The 17,724-nt window shown below is 43.2% G+C and carries 17 protein-coding genes; 2 read left to right on the plus strand and 15 right to left on the minus strand.

Going from position 1 to position 17,724, the window contains the following annotated elements:
• Window positions 1-414: 414 nt before the first annotated feature.
• On the minus strand, window positions 415-1,332 hold the full coding sequence (locus FTV42_RS07855) for a LysR family transcriptional regulator (protein WP_004646984.1): 918 nt from the start codon (window positions 1,330-1,332) through the stop codon (window positions 415-417).
• 329 nt (window positions 1,333-1,661) lie between these two features.
• Here FTV42_RS07855 and FTV42_RS07860 point away from each other — a divergent pair, with 329 nt between their 5' ends.
• Complete coding sequence (locus FTV42_RS07860) at window positions 1,662-1,829, plus strand: hypothetical protein (protein WP_004280333.1); 168 nt, start codon at window positions 1,662-1,664, stop codon at window positions 1,827-1,829.
• A gap of 159 nt (window positions 1,830-1,988) precedes the next feature.
• Here the strand turns inward: FTV42_RS07860 and FTV42_RS07865 are convergent, their stop codons facing one another.
• The 3 genes from FTV42_RS07865 to FTV42_RS07875 all read right to left on the minus strand — a co-directional run bounded on the left by FTV42_RS07865 (window position 1,989) and on the right by FTV42_RS07875 (window position 5,048).
• Entirely contained in the window at window positions 1,989-2,186 is a 198-nt protein-coding gene (locus FTV42_RS07865; protein ID WP_004646985.1) for a hypothetical protein, read from the minus strand.
• Window positions 2,187-2,441: 255 nt separating this feature from the next.
• Window positions 2,442-4,172 carry a bifunctional protein-serine/threonine kinase/phosphatase gene (locus FTV42_RS07870; RefSeq protein WP_180038403.1) on the minus strand — a complete coding sequence of 577 codons (1,731 nt, stop codon included), beginning with the start codon at window positions 4,170-4,172 and terminating at the stop codon, window positions 2,442-2,444.
• A 66-nt stretch (window positions 4,173-4,238) separates the two neighbouring features.
• Entirely contained in the window at window positions 4,239-5,048 is an 810-nt protein-coding gene (locus tag FTV42_RS07875) for a formate/nitrite transporter family protein (RefSeq protein WP_004280337.1), read from the minus strand.
• 286 nt (window positions 5,049-5,334) lie between these two features.
• On the opposite strand from FTV42_RS07875, the gene cynS reads away from it, so the two are divergent.
• A complete protein-coding gene (gene cynS, locus FTV42_RS07880; protein WP_180038404.1) occupies window positions 5,335-5,784 on the plus strand; it encodes a cyanase in 450 nt (149 codons plus the stop codon).
• A gap of 302 nt (window positions 5,785-6,086) precedes the next feature.
• Here cynS and FTV42_RS07885 read toward each other — a convergent pair whose 3' ends face one another.
• The 11 genes from FTV42_RS07885 to FTV42_RS07935 form a co-directional block, all read right to left on the minus strand.
• Entirely contained in the window at window positions 6,087-7,436 is a 1,350-nt protein-coding gene (locus FTV42_RS07885; protein WP_180038405.1) for an MFS transporter, read from the minus strand.
• Window positions 7,437-7,766: 330 nt separating this feature from the next.
• Complete coding sequence (locus tag FTV42_RS07890) at window positions 7,767-8,408, minus strand: ATP-binding cassette domain-containing protein (RefSeq protein ID WP_180038406.1); 642 nt, start codon at window positions 8,406-8,408, stop codon at window positions 7,767-7,769.
• 32 nt (window positions 8,409-8,440) lie between these two features.
• Window positions 8,441-9,124: a molybdate ABC transporter permease subunit gene (gene modB, locus FTV42_RS07895; protein WP_005100280.1), complete on the minus strand. Its 684-nt coding sequence runs from the start codon at window positions 9,122-9,124 to the stop codon at window positions 8,441-8,443.
• Between the two features lie 6 nt (window positions 9,125-9,130).
• On the minus strand, window positions 9,131-9,895 hold the full coding sequence (gene modA, locus FTV42_RS07900; RefSeq protein ID WP_005100278.1) for a molybdate ABC transporter substrate-binding protein: 765 nt from the start codon (window positions 9,893-9,895) through the stop codon (window positions 9,131-9,133).
• A 47-nt stretch (window positions 9,896-9,942) separates the two neighbouring features.
• Window positions 9,943-11,184, minus strand: coding sequence for a molybdopterin molybdotransferase MoeA (locus FTV42_RS07905; RefSeq protein WP_180038407.1), 1,242 nt, complete (start codon window positions 11,182-11,184; stop codon window positions 9,943-9,945).
• Complete coding sequence (gene moaCB / locus FTV42_RS07910) at window positions 11,181-12,104, minus strand: bifunctional molybdenum cofactor biosynthesis protein MoaC/MoaB (RefSeq protein ID WP_180038408.1); 924 nt, start codon at window positions 12,102-12,104, stop codon at window positions 11,181-11,183. Before moaCB ends, FTV42_RS07905 begins: the two co-directional genes overlap by 4 nt.
• A 72-nt stretch (window positions 12,105-12,176) precedes the next feature.
• A complete protein-coding gene (locus FTV42_RS07915; protein ID WP_180038409.1) occupies window positions 12,177-12,719 on the minus strand; it encodes a molybdenum cofactor biosynthesis protein MoaE in 543 nt (180 codons plus the stop codon).
• A gap of 1 nt (window position 12,720) precedes the next feature.
• The gene (locus FTV42_RS07920; protein ID WP_180038410.1) at window positions 12,721-12,987 is read right to left on the minus strand and encodes a MoaD/ThiS family protein; all 267 of its coding nucleotides are present in this window, start codon (window positions 12,985-12,987) and stop codon (window positions 12,721-12,723) included.
• Between the two features lie 2 nt (window positions 12,988-12,989).
• Window positions 12,990-14,015, minus strand: coding sequence for a GTP 3',8-cyclase MoaA (moaA, locus tag FTV42_RS07925; RefSeq protein ID WP_180038411.1), 1,026 nt, complete (start codon window positions 14,013-14,015; stop codon window positions 12,990-12,992).
• A 230-nt stretch (window positions 14,016-14,245) separates the two neighbouring features.
• Window positions 14,246-14,872 carry a molybdenum cofactor guanylyltransferase gene (locus FTV42_RS07930; RefSeq protein WP_180038412.1) on the minus strand — a complete coding sequence of 209 codons (627 nt, stop codon included), beginning with the start codon at window positions 14,870-14,872 and terminating at the stop codon, window positions 14,246-14,248.
• Window positions 14,869-17,646: a nitrate reductase gene (locus tag FTV42_RS07935; RefSeq protein ID WP_180038413.1), complete on the minus strand. Its 2,778-nt coding sequence runs from the start codon at window positions 17,644-17,646 to the stop codon at window positions 14,869-14,871. The genes FTV42_RS07930 and FTV42_RS07935 overlap by 4 nt, the downstream gene beginning before the upstream one ends.
• Between the last annotated feature and the right edge of the window lie 78 nt (window positions 17,647-17,724).

Raw genomic sequence — 17,724 nt, forward strand, 5'->3', positions numbered from 1 at the left:
TTATTTTCAGGAGTTATTTTCTGCCAAAAAATTGACTGATCAGCGTATATTTTTTCATTTTATTTAATCTTTTTATTAAAAATCAACTTGCAAGATCAAAACCACATCCTCACAAGTTCCAAGAACTTAATTTTTAAGTAACTGATATTTAATAATATGTAATTTAATTCTGCACAGATGTATTTCCACTTGGCAAAATGTGATAAGTAGAAAAATTTATAATCGACCAAACCAGTTCTTTAATTTCGAAAGTTGGCCGAAGTTGTATATTTTCTGATTTAAAGTAGACAAGATTAACCTCATCATCTTATAGAAAAATTGAAATCCTTGAGAGAAAAACAATCAATTTTTAAAAATCCTGACGATGCAGGATTTTTAAAAATAACGGACTAAATATATTTAACTATTCGCAAATTAGCTGTAATAGACCTGTCTTTTCTTGGAAAACCGATCCAGCTGTTTCAAGAAGCCTTCAAAATAATCTTTCTGCTTTTCTTCTGTGCGATAGCCGGCGTATAAAGTTCGACGTAAGCCTTCAGGCGCCACACAGTCTAAACGGCGTGATGTCACCCAGCCTTTCTGCTCATATTCATTTACCACCCAATCAGGTAATGCACCAATCCCGCGACCACTTGCCACCAACTGAATCAGCATTTGGGTCAAGTCGGTGGTACGAATGGCTTTTGGTAGAATATTAGCGGGAATAAACAAACGCGACATAATGTCCAAACGGTGTTTATCCACCGGATAAGTCACTAGTGTTTCTTCAGCAAGTTCCTGAACAGTAATCTCTTTCGCACGTACCAGTGGATGGGTATTGGATAAAACCAAGCGTGATTCGTATTCAAAAATCGGAAAATATTCAATGCCTTTGAGTGCAATCGGATCAGCCGTAATCAGCAGATCAAACTCTCCGGTTTGTAATAATTCATGCGGATTCGATTCAAAACCTGAAGCAAAGTCTAAGTCTACATCCGGATATTGCATCCGGTATTGATTAAGTAGCGGCATCAACCAGTCAAAACAGCTATGACATTCAGAGGAGAAAACAATTCGTCCGGTCTGACCATGCACAATACGGCTGATATCACTCTGTGCAATTTGAACTTGCGGTAATATTTCATCTGCCAGTTTTAGCAACCGCTCTCCAACATTTGAAAAGCTCACAGGGCGACTACGCCGATTGACCACTTCAATGCCGAACCATTGGTCGAGTTCACGTAGCTGATGTGACAAGGCCGATGGGGTTAAACATAAATCACTTGCTGCTGCAACCAGGGAACCATGCTCCCGCAGAGCAGTTAAAGTTCTTAAATGGCGAAGTTCTATCATGAAAAATACCGGAAATTTAAAAGACGGATGACACTTAATCTGTCTTAAGCATAACCCATTTTTCTTATTTTATTTAGTTTTTCTCATTTCAAAACCAGAATAATGAGATATATTCAACTATTAGGTTTATAGGTTTAAATTACTATTCCCTTAATTTCATTAATTTAATTTTCTTGGTTAACTTAACCATCATTAAAATAACCCATAAAATATTAATTAAACTTACAGCAGCAACAAGATAGAAAACTAACTCAGGCATAAAAGTCACAGAATAATTTTGCTGCACTCATACAATAAAAATTAGAAAGTATTTTAGAGGATGAAAGACTATGTCGAATCCAATCGATCGAAATGATGAAGAACTCACTGAAGAACAACTTGATCCTCAAGAAAAACAGGATCGTGAGATCCAGCGAGGTCAATTAGGCCTTCATGATCCACAGAGACAACGTGATCAGCTGCGTCAGGAAAGACAGGATGAGGAACAAATTCAGTAATTTTCCCTGAGATGCAAAATAAAAAACTCCCCATTTTTAAAAATAGATGGGGAGTTTTTTTTCAGTATTAAAAAGTTAGGGACTAGTTTTTCGCATCACCACATCTTATACATCTGATCTAATCTGAACAGCTCACCTTCTTGGATGAGTGCTATTTTACTATTTCGTTTCTGTAGAGGCTTTTGCTTGTAGGGACTGCGCTTGTATTTCTGCCGTTTTTTTCTTGGCCTGAATTTGTGCCGCTATTTCCTGATTTTTCTCAGCAAAACGCAAGCCACCATCTCCGGCGAGACTGGTTTGGCTCATCACCATGCTGCTGCTCAAGATTAAAATCAGCTTAAAAAATTGAATTTTCATGTCTCATCTGCCTTTTTATTCTAATGGTATTAAAAATAAGCAATTATTATTCCAATGTTTTTATGCTTACTTAGATTTTAACTGCACTTTCTATTTTATAGGGATAATCTTCGAAAACACAGAGTCAATCATCATAAAAATATAAAAATCTGCAATAAGAATAAATAGATATTTTGACTACATCTCAGCTCAAATCACATCTGATTTTTTACTTCAGTCAAAAAAAAATCGTTCAACAGCTTATTTGGATTATTTTCATTGGCTAAAATATAGTGCAAACACCCAGAGCAATAACAAAAAAAGAATCGCTGTGCAGGATTTCCAGAAAGTGACTGGATGCTTTTCAAGCATAGGGCGTGAAACTGATTTTTTAAATTTGATATCTGGGTGTTTCAGATCATATATAAAGGCTGAAAGTGCTTCATAGCGCTGCTCCGGGCGAATGGAAAGCGCTTTTTTAAAGATTGCGTCCAAGCCATGTGGCAGATCCGGTCGATACTCATAGAGAGGATGATATCGAACCTGCTTTAAGGCCTTTTCGGTCTTGCAGCGCGCGAGGTCCGTCCCATAAGGCAACTGTCGGGTTAATAAATAATAACTCATCACCGCCAGCGAGAACTGATCTGATTTTACTGAGGGTGAGCGTCCAATAAAATACTCAGGTGCCATAAAGGCCAAGGTTCCCAAAGGAACATCTGCGTGTTTGGGATTCAGTTCAACCAGACCTCTGACCGCAGTCGATCCATAATCAATCAGTTTCACTTTCAAGGTATCGGCTGGTTCGAGCAGCATGACATTTTCTGGTCGTACATCCTGGTGCAGCATTTCAAGACGGTGCATGGCATTCAATGCTTTGGCCACCTGCTCAATGATCGGAAGCAACTGCTGTAAAGTTAAAGCAGTTTTATGACGGTGCAGCCATCGGTTTAGGCTTTCCCCTTGTAAATATTCATAACTTTGAAATAAAAACTTCTTGCTGCCCTTATGTGGATAGCATTGCAGCAGATTTTCATGTTTTAAGCGTTTCGATACCCAGTCTTCCAGCTGAAATTGTTCCATCGCTTGCAGGTCATCCTGCACATCGACAGACAAGGTTTTAATGACCAACCGATTTTGTGTCGCTTCATCATGCGCCAAATAGAGGCTGCTGCGATGATTTTGGTGCAGGATTTTATCAATTCGATATCCTTCAAACAGGTCGCCATGACTCAGCTGCTGCGGGAATAGAACATGACTTTTAATCTGGAAGGATTCCTCCTCAGGCAACTGTTCCACTTTAATGATTTGAATGGTGAGATTGTCATCACTGCCCCGCTTTAAGGCCAGCTCGACTATAGACTTGGCAATGATATCCAGATGTTGGTTCTGTTGCAGCATATCCGATATGAGCTGCATATCAATAAACTCATAGACACCATCTGTCATCAAGATAAATAAATCATCTTCACATAATTCAAGCTGCTGATAATCGACATCGATACGATGGTCGGCACCCAGTGCACGACTTAAATAATGTTCTGTTGATGACAGGCAAACACGGTGATCAGCCGTCAACTGTTCAATGGCTTGTGCCTGAATTCGATAAATCCGGCTGTCGCCAGCATGAAAGATATGTGCCCTGTTTTTTTTCAAAATCAGTGCACTAAAGGTGCAGACATAACCCTGGTCTTTATCAAAACGCCCGCGGCTTTGCTGGGTTTGTGCATAGAGCCAGGAATTAGTCGCACGAATAACCCGTGCCGCTGAAGTTTGAGTACTCCATGCATCCGAAGTCGAATAATAATCCGATAAAAAACTGCTGACTGCAGTTTCTGCTGCAATATGGCTGACATTGCTGCTACTGATCCCGTCTGCAATTGCACAGGCAATGCCCTTACTGCTAAGCGCGTGGCCTTCAGGAATATAGACCCCATGGAAATCCTGATTCTGTGCTTTGATTCCAGCGGAAGAATATTGCCCGATGCTGATCTTTAATTTTTTATTCATTTTAAATACTCAAAAAGGGATCGAATTGATCCCTTTAATCTCAAGACATAAATCATCATGCTCAGATTAGAATTCTTTTTTATCGCCAGTACGTACATGCGTGGTATAGAGTGCCAGACCTGTCAGTGCCAGACCACCCACTAAATTACCCAGTGCCACCGGTAATTCATTCCACAAGAAATAGTCTGTAATCGAGAAATCACCACCCATCATCATGGCAAATGGGAACAGGAACATATTCACCACTGAATGTTCAAAGCCCATGGCGAAAAACAGCATGATTGGCATCCACATCGCGATAAATTTTCCGCTGACTGTGGTTGACATCATGGCGCCAATTACCCCGAGTGACACCATCCAGTTACACAGCATGCCGCGGATAAAAATCGTCATCCAGCCAGCAAAACCATATTCGGCATAGCCCAAAGTCCGGTCCTCACCAATATGGGCAATTTTCACCCCGACCGCATTCGGTTCAGCTGCGAAACCCATGGTATAGACTGCGGCCATCAACACTGCCACGGTTAAACATCCGGCAAAGTTACCTAAAAAAACCAGTCCCCAGTTTTTTAAAATACGGGCCCACGTCACCCCAGGACGTTTGTCTAACCAGGCTAATGGAGTCAAAACAAATACCCCAGTCAGCAGATCATAGCCCAATAGATACAACATGCAGAAACCGACTGGAAATAGCAGCGCCCCGATCAGTGGCACCCCTGTTTGTACCGCAATCGTCACGGCAAATACTGCCGCCAACGCCAGAATTGCGCCTGCCATAAACGCACGAATTAAAACATCACGCGTGGCCATATGAAGTTTTGCCTCACCAGCATCGACCACTTTTTTTGCAAACTCTGCAGGAGCAAGATAAGCCATATTTTTATCCCCTTTATATAAATTACTTGCCTGTTTGCAAATAAAAAACGCCTAAGGTCTATTTCAACCCTAGGCGTCTTTGCCTTGCATTATTCAAACAGATCAATTGTGTCATGGCGCCGTTGCCATATTTAATATAGATAAAAGCAAATAGCATGCCATTTATTTTAAATGGCTAATAAAAATCCTACAAATTATTTTAAAATTTCATCCTTATAATTATATTGGCACAATCTCTGCATTATCTATAGCGGTCATTTTTTAAATATAGCTATTGGAGAAGATTATGATTAGCCATCGTCAACAAGTGACAGACATGATTATTTCAGCGAAAGTTTTAAAGTCTATCAAATGGGCAGATGTCGCTGAAACAATAGGCCTTTCTAAAGAATGGGTGACAGCCGCATGTTTGGGTCAGATGGCTTTTAATAAAGAACAGGCAGAAAAAATTGGTGAAATATTTGGATTGACTGATGAAGCCATCGCCTGGTTGCAAATCGTACCCTATAAAGGTTCTCTGCCAACTAGCGTGCCGACAGATCCGCTGATTTATCGCTGGTATGAGGTTGTCAGCGTCTATGGTATGACTATTAAAGAACTGATCCATGAAGAATTTGGTGATGGAATTATGAGTGCAATTGATTTCAATATGGATATTCAACGTGAGAGTAATCCAAACGGAGATCGGGTGAATGTCGTATTATCCGGAAAGTTTTTACCTTATAAAACTTATTAATCCTCCACCATAAGCATAAAAGCCATTATTAAAATGGCTTTTATTTTATCTACACTTATTAAATTCATTTATTTTTTTAAAAATCATTATTAAAATATATATAATTTTTTCATCTCAAATTAAACATATAAACTATAAATGATTTTACTTTTATTCGATAAATTCAACCATTCTGTACTTTTTAAATAATATTTTCCTATCCTGAATATATAGCTCATCATTTTATTATTGCGTTAGCAAAAACAACAAAAAGGATATTGCTATCCTTTTTGTCAATTCATTTTATATCAGGGCGTGTTGTGTTATTGCTGTACTTCCGCCAGATGACGTTCAGTCACGGCCTGTTCATATAAACGCTGTTCTTTTTCTTTATGCTCGACAGAGAAACGGATCATCAACACACAACTTGCAGCAATCACCACCAAGCCACCCAGTACCATCAAAGTGGTTTGAATATCCAGCATGCCTTTTAACAGGAAACCCGCAGCCACCGCGCCGACATTGCCACCTGCTCCAATAATACCGGCCACACCGCCCAAGGCATCACGGTCGATAAAAGGCACCAGTGCATAGGTAGCGCCACATGCCATATGGGTAAACAAGGCAAAGATGGTCATAGCCATGATCGCCAAGGTCGCGCTGTTCATTTGCGAAAACAGAATAAGAAACAGACCTTCCAGCATGATCAAGGCAAACAGGACTTTGGTTCGACCATCCAGACCTTTTTGAATCGCAACTTTGTCTGAAACAATGCCACCCAAGGCACGGGCAAACAATGCCAGTAAACCAAAAATCCCGGCAGCCATGCCTGCTTCTTTTAGGCCAAACTGGAAGTTGTCGACAAAGTACAAGGCAATAATGTTATGGATGAAAATTTCAATACCAAAACAGGCTGCATAAGCTCCAAACAAAATCCACACACGGTAGTTACGTGCGGCATGCATCAAGATTGCAAGGCCGCCTTTTTTATCGCTACCAACAGAAATACCTTCAGCACGGAGTTCTTTAAAATTGCCTTGTGGACAGTCTTGGGTGAATTTCCAGTACAGTACACCGACAATGATCATCAGAATACCCGGAACCAGAAGTGCAATTCTCCATCCGATTGCCTGTTCTACACCGAACATCACCAAAGCAGCCAGCATTAAAGGCATCAGGGCTTGAGTTGCACCGCCACCGGCATTCCCCCAACCTGCTGTAGTTGCATTTGCCGTTCCCACCACATTTGGCGCAAACATGATACTGGTATGATATTGAGTAATCACGAAGCTGGCACCGATGGCGCCAATCAATAAACGGAAAAACAAGAAAGATTCATAACTGTTGGCCGACGCCACACCAAACACCGGAATACTGCCAATAATCAGTAAGGCGGTATAGGTTTTACGCGGACCGTATTTATCACACAACGGCCCCACGATCAGACGCACCAGAATTGTAATGGCGACTGCGGCAATATTGATATTGGCGATCTGCTCTTTGGTCAGGCTGAATTCACCGGCAATCACTGGCATTAACGGTGCACAGGCAAACCACGCAAAGAAACAGACAAAAAAAGCGAGCCAACTCATATGAAAGGCCCGCATCGCTGAACTACTGAAGTTAAATAGACTTATTTTTGTTGCTTTATTGAGACTTGTATTTGAAGACATAGCCATTTCCTTACCAGAACTGAACGTATTTAAGTCACTGTGATGCACAAGGCATATCAGTAACGATCAGAACGGACGTCATTGGCCGTCATACAAATGTAGAGTCTTCTTTGACTTTAATTAGATATATGCATAGGTCATGCCAGATTATTTTTAACATAAAATAAACTATTCTTTTATATAAAATAATTTTTATTTCACTTTCAAATTTAGACTTTTCTTTCTTAAAAATAGAGAGAAAAATAGATATCTTCTGAGAAATTATGAGCAAAACAGCGATAGGATGACCTGCCCGGAGTCATTGCTGGTTTAAATCGGTGCAGGGCTGGATCAAATAATTTTTCCCTTTTCAAAATGCAGCAGTTGTGCCTGTAAATACGCCACTTCATCTATATGATGAGTCACATAAATCATGGGTAAATCTGTTTGATGAATCACAATTTTCAGAAAGGGTAAAATCTGGTTTTTCAGCTTTTGATCCAGTCCATTTAAAGGTTCATCCAAAAGTAATAGATCGGGAGAAGATAAAAGTGCACGACCGATAGAAACGCGCTGTGCCTGTCCACCAGAAAGCTGATGCGCCCGATACCGAAGCAGTGGCTTTAATTCGAGTAACTCCACAATGTCTTCAAACGTAAATTTCTGCTGACCTTTATTTTTTATATTTAGCTGTTCTGCATATTTCAAATTCTGCATGACATTCAGATGCGGAAACAGTAAGGCTTGCTGAAAAATCAGGGCAATTTTTCTTTGATGAACAGGAATATTCAGTTTCTGCTGATGATCAAATAGTATTTTTTGCTGAAAATGAATAAAGCCTTGTGATGGTTTTAATAGCCCTGCAATATTTTTTAAAAAGGTGCTTTTCCCACTTCCTGATGCTCCGACGATACCAATCAATTGTGTCTGCATATCCAGACTGGCCTGTAGCTGGAAATTTGCGTAATTAAACTGAAAATCACACTTCAGCATCTTAAGCCTCCAATTTACGTTGATACTTCATCTTAAGCCTCCAATTTACGTTGATACTTCTGCATGATCCAGTAATTTGCAATCAAGGCTGAAAAAGCCAGAATCAGAGATAAAATGACCAAACGCATAGCCATACTTTCTCCATCAGGCTGTTGTAACAGGCTATAAATGGCGATGGGAATGGTACGGGTTTCTTCTGGAATATTGCCAACAAAGGTAATCGTGGCACCAAATTCTCCCAGACTGCGGCTGAAACATAAAATGCTGCCGATTAAAATTCCAGGCAAAGCCAGAGGCAGGCTAATGCTACAGAATACCCGCCATGGTGTGGCGCCCAAAGATCCTGCCACCTGTTCTAACTGCCGGTTGATCATTTGAAAAGACAAGCGAATTGGTTGAACCATTAAAGGAAATGCCACAATCATTGCTGCCAGTACCGCACCTTTCCAGTTAAATATCAGCTGAATTCCCCATTTATGTAGATATTGCCCCAGCATACCCTGATGACCAAATAGCAGGAGCAGAAGATAGCCCAGTACTACCGGCGGTAGCACCATAGGCATCTGCAATATTGCCTCTACGAGAAATTTGGCCCTGAATTCATAACGCGCCAGTAACCATGCTACGGCGATAGCAAATGGCAGACACACCGCTGTGGCAAAGCCCGCTACTTTGGCTGAAAGCGCTAAGGCACTCAGTTCTTCTGGTGTAAGCATGAGCAGTTAGCCTACCTTAAGCTTAAAACCATATTTCTGGAAAATCTGCCTGGCCCTTGGACTCGTCTGGATAAATTCAGAAAATTGGACTGCTGCCTGATTTTTCTGGCCCTGCCGGGTTAAAGCGATTGGATACACAATCGGACGATGTGTACTGGCTGGAAATACTCCTGAAATTTTAACTTTTTTACTCATCAAGGCATCAGTTCTATACACAATGCCGACCTGACATTCGCCACGTTCTACAAATGCGAGAGTTGAACGGACGCTATCTGTACCGACAATTCTGCCCCGAAGCGGATTCAACCAGCCCAACCGGGTTAAGCTTTGCTGGGCATATTTCCCGGCAGGCACCGATTCCATTTGTCCTGTACATAAATAACCCTGAAAGGCTTTAGCAAAATTAAAGTCGGCTGACATTTTAAAATGATTTTTTTTCTGAATAGGACTAATCAATACAAGTTCATTCAAGAGCAAAGGTCGAATCTGACCGATCGAAATTTTTTGTTTTTTAAGTAAATTATGCATCCATTCAAGATCTGCAGAAAAAAAGATATCACTCTCAGCTCCCGCTGCAATTTGTTTCGCCAATACCGAAGACGCAGCAAAAACCGGAACGATCTGGATGTCCTGATGCTGTTGCTCATATAGTCTGGAAATATCAGTAATCGCATTGGTCAGGCTGGCTGCGGCATATATTTTAACTGTTTCGGCATACAGCATGGGGCTAGTCAACAGCACGCCAGTGAGTAGAACTTTGAATAAATCCATCTTTCTCATTCTATGTGATTCGAATATTGAGAATTGCGACAGGCATTTCAAATCAGTAAACCTTGTACCACATGCCCGGCTTGGATTTCTGTTGCTGCCGGAATACGTACCAGACAATTGGCCTGCATCAGATTACTCAACATATGCGACTGCTGTTTCGCCAGGCTTTTGAGCTTTAAAGTACCCTGATCAAATTCTGCAGCCATTCTTAAAAAACGTTCGCGTGCATCCGCTTTCAAATCATGCGTCATCACCGCACTGAGCCATGCAGGCGACTCCTTTTGCCCTTGTAAGGCATTCAGTAAAGTTGCCGTATAGATTTGCATCCCGACATAAACGGCAGCTGGATTCCCCGGCAAACCCAGAAGGTAACAGCAATTTTTATCGCCTCGTTGATACTTGGCAAATAACATCGGTTTTCCGGGCTTCTGCTTCACTTTCCAGAAAATCTGCTCAAAACCTTGATCTAGGGCAACCGGGCGAATAAAATCATAATCGCCCACTGACACTCCGCCGGTGGTCAAGATGACATCGTATTGGTTTTTAAGACGATGCATTAATGCTTGCAACTCAGACTCATGATCTGAAACATGCAGAATATCTACGTTGTGACCCTGTAACTGAAACCAGGCCTGAATCAGTGGTCCATTGGCATCAAAGATTTTTCCGCAATTCAGCTCCTCAATGCTGGAAACCACTTCATCTCCAGTAATCACGACAGCAATTTTAGGATAACGATAGACTAAAACCTGCTTCACGCCTGCCATACTTAAAGCTGCAATTGCACCTACATGCAGTTTTTGTCCTACATCTGCCAGACGCTGTCCTTGTGCGATTTCCTCGCCTGCGTCACGTATATCCGCATGAGGTTTTAGGTCTGTTGTGATAATGGTTTGATTGGCATGGCATTCGACAATTTCCTGACGGGCGACCGTTGTAGTGCCTGCTGGAATCCTGGCACCAGTAAAAATCCGGATCGCCTGACCTGGCCGCAGTTCAATTTCAGTGCCTTGTCCTGCCCGAATCTCTCCAATGAGTTCAAAAGTGCTGTGTGCACTAATATTTTCTGGACTGCAGAGCGCATAGCCATCTACAGCACTTTGTGAAAACAGCGGCAATGGAATGGCCGAATCAATCGCTTCTGCCAGATAATGATTCAGAGCCTGAGCAAGCGGCAGGCTTTCAGTTGCCAAGATATGCGTCTGCTCAAGTATCATTTGCAGCGCCTGATCAACAGAAATCAGTCCCGGCTCAGCACCGCAGGCTGAATGCGATAGTGCCTGATTCATTGATAACCTCCCGAATGTGGAATATTTTTTTGCACATTAAATAAGTGCACCAACGCTGGAAGCACCGCGATCAGGGATTCTTTCGCACCCTGCCGACTTCCCGGCAGGGTCATCACCAGACTGTTCTCAATATAGCCAGCCACGCCACGACTTAATGCCGCATAAGGTGTACGTTTCTGCCCAAAACTACGTGAAGCTTCCATCAAGCCTGGAATTTCCCGTTGCAGCAAAGGTTGCAGAGTCTCAACTGTCAGGTCTTTAGGACCCAATCCAGTACCGCCCACAGTTAGAATCAGCGGATACTGATTTTTCTGCTGTTCAATCAGGTTTAAGAGCTGTTCTGGGCTATCGGGAATAACTTGATAACTAATAGAATCAAAATTGGCTTCTTTTAAAATTTCCAGTACGTTTTGTCCGGCAGTGTCCGGCTTTTTGCCTGCTGCAACCGTATCGGACAGTACAATCACTGAAGCGGACAGACTCTCTTTAAGTACGCGGGTAAAATGTGATTTTCCACCTTTTTTCTGCTGCAACCTGCATTGATCCAGTGACAAATCTTCAGGTTCACAATGCGGTTTCAGCATGTCATACAAGGTCAGACCTGCCAGACTGACCGCTGTCAAAGCTTCCATTTCCACACCAGTTGGTCCGATAGTTTCAACGGTAGCAATAATTTCGACATGTGCATCAAACAGTTCATATTCCACATCGGCACGATAAATCGGCAATGGATGGCATAGTGGAATCAGCTCATCGGTCCGTTTGGCACCCAGAATGCCGGCAATGCGTGCTGTTTTCAGGGCATCACCTTTTTCAGTATTGCCATTACGCAGCAACTCAATGCAATGTGGCGGTGCATGCAGAATTCCAGTCGCAACAGCAGTACGGTAACTTTCTGCTTTCATCCCTACATTTTTCATGATTCGTCCCGGGGTAATTTTAAAATCTGTTTAAAGTGATTCATGCTATGCATCCTCTTTTGTAGGACGCATTTAATTAGATGGTGATTGGCAAGTGTGTGCTGCTACATGGTGATGGTGACAACGCACAACTTCTGCAGGATGAGAATGATCCGTTTCAGGTCCATGATCTTTTCGAATACAACAGCCATCTACATACTGGCTGCTACCATCTATATAAAACTCTTCTTTCCAGACCGGAACTTCATGCTTCACCCGTTCCACAGCTTCCTCACAGGCAGCAAAGGCTTCACGACGATGGGCCGCATAAGCCATAGCAATAATGGCTGTTTCCCCAATCCCCAGTTCTCCAGTCCGATGCACCACCCGCACATAAGACACCTGGTATTTGGTCTGAATCTGCTGTTCAATTTCACGAATCATTTTTTCAGCCACAGGTGCATAGGCGGTATATTTCAGGGCACGCACAGCTTTCCCCTGATGATGGTTACGTACTGTTCCGACAAAGATGCCGATTCCACCACATTCCGGAAAGTGCTGAATACCATCAAAATCCTCCATCCTAAAAGCAGTCTGCTGGATTCGGGCAAATTGTTTTAATGGTTTGAGTTGCATCTCAGCCTCCTGCTACCGGCGATAACAGCACCAGTGTACTGTCCCCATTTAAAACATTCTGTCTGGAAATGATATCTTCACCGATTGCACAGGCGCAGCGTTCCAGCATGTGCTCTGCATCAGGATAGAGGGATAGCAACTGATTCAGAACTGCAGAAACCTGAACTTCAGACTCACATTGCAAACTCAAATCTGCGGGGATTTGTCGTTCAATCGCACCGAAGGCTTCTATTTTGATATGAATTAATTTTTGCTGAGTGAGTGACATATTTATCCTCCAATGCTGTGCATGCTGATTTTTCGGATCGGCTTTTGTATTTGTGATTGCTGGATCGCATGGAAACCGGCTTCTTTATGCCAGATATAAGCGTGGAGCTTGTGCTGAAATGTCTGTGTGGCGAAATGATTCAGCGCCAGTTGTTCGATATCTGCCTTAAGGTTCAGGCCTTGTCTGGCAAACAAACAGTTATAAAATTCACCTTGGGCATTGAGGCGCAGGCGATCACAATCACCGCAAAATGAATGGGTAATGGTGGAAATAATCCCCAAAGACTGCCCATTGACCAGATAGCCACGGGCTGGATTGGCGCCTTGTCTTGGGGATACCTGGACATCAAATTCGGTTTTCAGTTGATCCAGGATGTCCTGCTCACTGATGACATCAGACGGATTCCATTTCTGATCGCCATCAAGGGGCATAAACTCAATAAAACGCAGCTCTACAGCCTGATGCTGTGCCCATTTCACCAAAGGAATAATCTGATTGTCATTGATGCCTTTGATGAGCACACTATTGATCTTGACGGACAACCCTGCCTGCTGCGCGGCAGAAATGCCCTGAAGTACAGGCTGTAACTGTTTTTGGGTCAGTTGCTGAAACTGCTTTGGATCAAGACTGTCCAGACTAATATTCAGATCATCCAGTCCTGCCTGTTTAAGCGCTTGAGCATAATCTTTTAAATAATGGCCATTACTGGTCATGGAAATACGTTTCAGGCCAAGAGCTTTCAGCGTCTGTAAGCGGGCAATAAAATGAACGATGCCTTGGCGCATCAACGGTTCGCCCCCCGTCACCCGGATCTGCTCAATCCCGTGTCGCACCATAAACTCGCAAAAAGCATACAGGGCTTCAAAACTGAGCAAATCTTTTTTATTCATCCATTCCGGATGTTCAGGCATGCAATAGCTGCATTTGAAATTACAGCGGTCAGTCACCGAGATCCGCAACTTACGTTTCTGGCGTCCAAACTGATCCTGAAAGATACTGCGAGGTGCTAAAGCTGTCATGCTGTTCATTGCTACGGTCCATGATGAGATCTGCACGGTTATTTAACAGTCTTGATTTACTGCCCTATTTCTTCACAATGAATGAGCAATAAGTGTTCCAACTTTGCACAAATTTATTTTTAATTAATGTTAATGGATGATATTTGTTCTTTTTTAGTCCGAAAGTTTGCTCGAAAAATAAAAAAAGCAATATTTTGATGAGCCAGAATATGGTAATTCGGCTTTTAGCATTTTAAATGCTAGAGAAAGTTAAGCTGTTGATGCTGCTGTAGCTCATCAAATGAATTAATACTGTGAAAAAACAGAGCACGATTTTTAAAGCTTGCCCGCTGCATGTGCATGTCAGCAAAACAGAGTTTTAAACTGTGCTGATCATTTTCAAGATGTTGTATAAGCGTGGGTAAGCTGCTGCGTTTCATCAGACAGAATGGAAACAATGCTTTTTCATTGATTTCAACCACCGCCACTTCAGATAAAGGATGTCGTTGCAGGGCCTGATGTAAACGTGAAATGACCTTTTTGGGAATATAAGTCACATCACAGGGTACGAACAGCACATAATCAGATTGTACATGTGACCAGGCACTCTTCATGCCCATCAATGGTCCCTGAAAGCCGGGTTCATCGTCCTGATAAAAGTCGATCGAAGGAATCATCCGTTTATAAATGGAATGATCCCGATGGCTATTGACCCAGACTTTGCTTGCCCGGGACTTCAGCTGCTGATGGATTTTAATGAGCTGGATTTCATCATCAAATTTGTGCAGCAATTTATTGATGCCATTCATGCGCCGCGCTAAACCGCCGGCCAGGATCACCACGTCAGTTTCCGGATAAGATACCGTTTTAACTGCTTTTCTTTTCATTCTATGCACTCCGTCTGGCAGACTTTAATCAGGCCTCTAATTTCTGGCAAGCATGAACCACAATTTCCTCCGGCTTTTAGACATGCAGTCACCTGTTTTTCATGCGTGATATTTTTATCTTTAATGGTTTGAATAATTCGGTTCTTACCGACCTTAAAACAGCTACAGACCAATGCCCCTTCACTATTTCCCATCGACATGGCCTGACCTGCCAGCAATGCTTTACGATGCAATGCACTCAGACGTTCACGTCTAAACAGGCCAGCCACCCAGTCACGATCTGGCAATAGTGCCGCCGGTGCGATATAAAAACTGGCAATTAACTGGCCATCCTGAAGCACCACACTATGACTGATATGCGCCGTTTGATCTTCGAGATTCAGCCATTCAAAGCTTTCATCATCAAAGGCTAACAGGCTCTTGATCTGCCCGGTGATGTCAGAAAACCTGCGCCGGTCTGCCAGTTCATACCGGATGGCCTGAGTGGTTTGAGTTTTGCTCCACCACACCGTATTTTTAATCATGGTCTGGATTTTCTGCTCAAAGCCTTCCCGTACATACAGCACGCCCTGCCACTGGGTATAAAATGGCTGGATCATCACCGGAGTATGCTTAAATTCTGGCTCGCCGGAAATCGGGTCAACCACGGGATTCACCACTTTGCCAATCCGCGCATCGGATGCAAACTGGTCGTTCCAGTGAATCGGTGCAAAAATCTGGCCACGTCGTATATTTTGTGAAAATTGCACACGGAGTACACAACTTCCCCAAGCGGATTTCACCTCGACCAGCTCGGCATCTTTCAGGCCATACTTCAGTGCATCTTGCGGATGCAGCTCACAATAAGGCTCGGCACGATGCTGGGACAAACTGGCAGATAATCCGGTACGGCTCATGGTGTGCCATTGATCGCGAATGCGTCCAGTATTCAGGATCAGAGGATATTCAGCAGAAATAGCATGTACCGGATCGGCTGCAACTGTTGGCACCAATCTGGCTTTGCCATCTGCATGGCTAAACTGGCCTTGACTAAATAGTCGACCAACCTGATGAACTTCTTGCTTATCCCAAACCGGCCACTGGATCGATGCCAGATTCTGATATTCCGCAAAACCGAGATGAGTTAAACCTTGCAGGTTGAAATAGCGAAAATTGGGTGTATCTGCGCGTTGCGAAAGTGAACTATTCTGATAGGCAGATAAACGGGCGTGTTCCAGAAAAATGTCATGGCTATTGCTAAAGTCAAAACCGCGAAAACCTAAGACCTGAGCCACCCGAGAAATGGCCCACCAGTCTGCTTTGGCTTCACCCGGAGCCGGCAAAAAAGCCTTTTGCCGGGAAATACGGCGCTCCGAATTGGTGACTGTGCCATCTTTTTCGCCCCAACCCAATGCCGGTAACAGTACATCGGCATATTGCGTGGTATCGGTGTCGAGACAAATATCGGAAACGACCACAAATTCACACTTTTCCAGAGCGCGTTTAACCTGATCTGCATCGGGCAAACTCACGATCGGATTGGTGGCCATAATCCAGATGGCCTTGATTTTCCCGCTTTCAACCGCTTGAAATAAATCTACCGCTTTTAATCCGGGCTGCCGCGCGATGACCGGGCTTTGCCAGAAATCCTGCACCAGTTGCTGATGCTGCGGATTATCCAGATCCAGATGACTGGCCAGCATATTGGCCAGTCCACCGACTTCCCGTCCGCCCATGGCATTCGGCTGTCCGGTCATGGAAAAAGGTGCTGAACCGGGTTGGCCTATTTTTCCTGTCAATAAATGACAGTTGATAATGCTATTGGCCTTGTCTACGCCTTGAGAGGATTGGTTTACGCCCATGGAAAACAGGCTCATGATTTTTTCGGTCTGGGCAAATTTCTGAAAAAATAAGATTAATTTTTCAATAGCAATACCGGTACGTTTTGCCACGCTTTCAAGTGATGACTCTGTCAAGCTGCTGGCAAGCGCCTGCTCCAGACCTTTCGTATGTCGCGTAACAAAATCAAGATCGGCATGACCATTTTGCTGAAGATACTGCAACAAACCATTAAACAGCGCGACATCCTGACCCGGTAAAATCGGCAAGTGTAAGTCTGCCGCTTCACAGGTTGCAGTAAAGCGCGGGTCAATCACCACCACAAATAAATCCCGCTCTTCTTTAGCTTTCATAATGCGCTGATAAAGCACCGGATGGCACCAGGCGGTATTGGAACCCACCAAGACCACCATTTCTGTCTGCTCAAAATCTGTGTAGCTGGCCGGTACCAAGTCTTCGCCGAAAGCCCCTTTATGTGCCGCCACAGCAGAAGACATACACAGTCTTGAATTGGTATCAATATTGGCAGTACCCAGATAGCCTTTTACAAACTTGTTCACCACATAATAGTCTTCAGTCAAAAGCTGGCCGGAGACATAAAAGGCGATGCTGTCACGTCCATACTGATCAATACATTGCTGAAATTTATTGGCAATACTTGAAATGGCATGATCCCAAGTGCTTATTTGCCGCTGCTCTTTTCGACCTGTTATCGGATGTAGAAGCCGGGTTTTTAAGCCAAGTGTATCGGCAAGATGACTGCCTTTAATACACAACTTGCCCAAGTTCGCAGGATGCTGAACATCGCCTTCAATCTGAACCTTTTCACCCATCGAGGTTTGGCTTACGTGCGCGATGACACCACAGCCTACTCCACAATAAGGACAGGTCGTCTGAGTGGTTTTTATTTGGGATTCAGTAGAGCTATGTAGTTCCATAACCGGAATACTATTCATTGCTGCTGCGCTCCTTAATCATCCAAATTCACTTGTTTCACCAAAACGCTGATATCTAGCTTTTACAGGTTTGATTTA

It is taken from the genome of Acinetobacter sp. YH16052 (assembly GCF_013417155.1).
Lineage (GTDB): Bacteria > Pseudomonadota > Gammaproteobacteria > Pseudomonadales > Moraxellaceae > Acinetobacter.

Bases quoted from the DNA above. Each gene is read 5' to 3' on its own strand.
- moaA (WP_180038411.1), bottom strand. From the start codon at position 14,015: ATGAACAGCATGACAGCTTTAGCACCTCGCAGTATCTTTCAGGATCAG.
- FTV42_RS07855 (WP_004646984.1), bottom strand. From the start codon at position 1,332: ATGATAGAACTTCGCCATTTAAGAACTTTAACTGCTCTGCGGGAGCAT.
- FTV42_RS07870 (WP_180038403.1), bottom strand. From the start codon at position 4,172: ATGAATAAAAAATTAAAGATCAGCATCGGGCAATATTCTTCCGCTGGA.
- FTV42_RS07905 (WP_180038407.1), bottom strand. From the start codon at position 11,184: ATGAATCAGGCACTATCGCATTCAGCCTGCGGTGCTGAGCCGGGACTG.
- modA (WP_005100278.1), bottom strand. From the start codon at position 9,895: ATGGATTTATTCAAAGTTCTACTCACTGGCGTGCTGTTGACTAGCCCC.
- cynS (WP_180038404.1), top strand. From the start codon at position 5,335: ATGATTAGCCATCGTCAACAAGTGACAGACATGATTATTTCAGCGAAA.
- FTV42_RS07860 (WP_004280333.1), top strand. From the start codon at position 1,662: ATGTCGAATCCAATCGATCGAAATGATGAAGAACTCACTGAAGAACAA.
- modB (WP_005100280.1), bottom strand. From the start codon at position 9,124: ATGCTTACACCAGAAGAACTGAGTGCCTTAGCGCTTTCAGCCAAAGTA.
- FTV42_RS07915 (WP_180038409.1), bottom strand. From the start codon at position 12,719: ATGCAACTCAAACCATTAAAACAATTTGCCCGAATCCAGCAGACTGCT.
- FTV42_RS07875 (WP_004280337.1), bottom strand. From the start codon at position 5,048: ATGGCTTATCTTGCTCCTGCAGAGTTTGCAAAAAAAGTGGTCGATGCT.
- FTV42_RS07885 (WP_180038405.1), bottom strand. From the start codon at position 7,436: ATGTCTTCAAATACAAGTCTCAATAAAGCAACAAAAATAAGTCTATTT.
- FTV42_RS07890 (WP_180038406.1), bottom strand. From the start codon at position 8,408: ATGCTGAAGTGTGATTTTCAGTTTAATTACGCAAATTTCCAGCTACAG.
- FTV42_RS07865 (WP_004646985.1), bottom strand. From the start codon at position 2,186: ATGAAAATTCAATTTTTTAAGCTGATTTTAATCTTGAGCAGCAGCATG.
- FTV42_RS07930 (WP_180038412.1), bottom strand. From the start codon at position 14,872: ATGAAAAGAAAAGCAGTTAAAACGGTATCTTATCCGGAAACTGACGTG.
- moaCB (WP_180038408.1), bottom strand. From the start codon at position 12,104: ATGAAAAATGTAGGGATGAAAGCAGAAAGTTACCGTACTGCTGTTGCG.
- FTV42_RS07920 (WP_180038410.1), bottom strand. From the start codon at position 12,987: ATGTCACTCACTCAGCAAAAATTAATTCATATCAAAATAGAAGCCTTC.
- FTV42_RS07935 (WP_180038413.1), bottom strand. From the start codon at position 17,646: ATGAATAGTATTCCGGTTATGGAACTACATAGCTCTACTGAATCCCAA.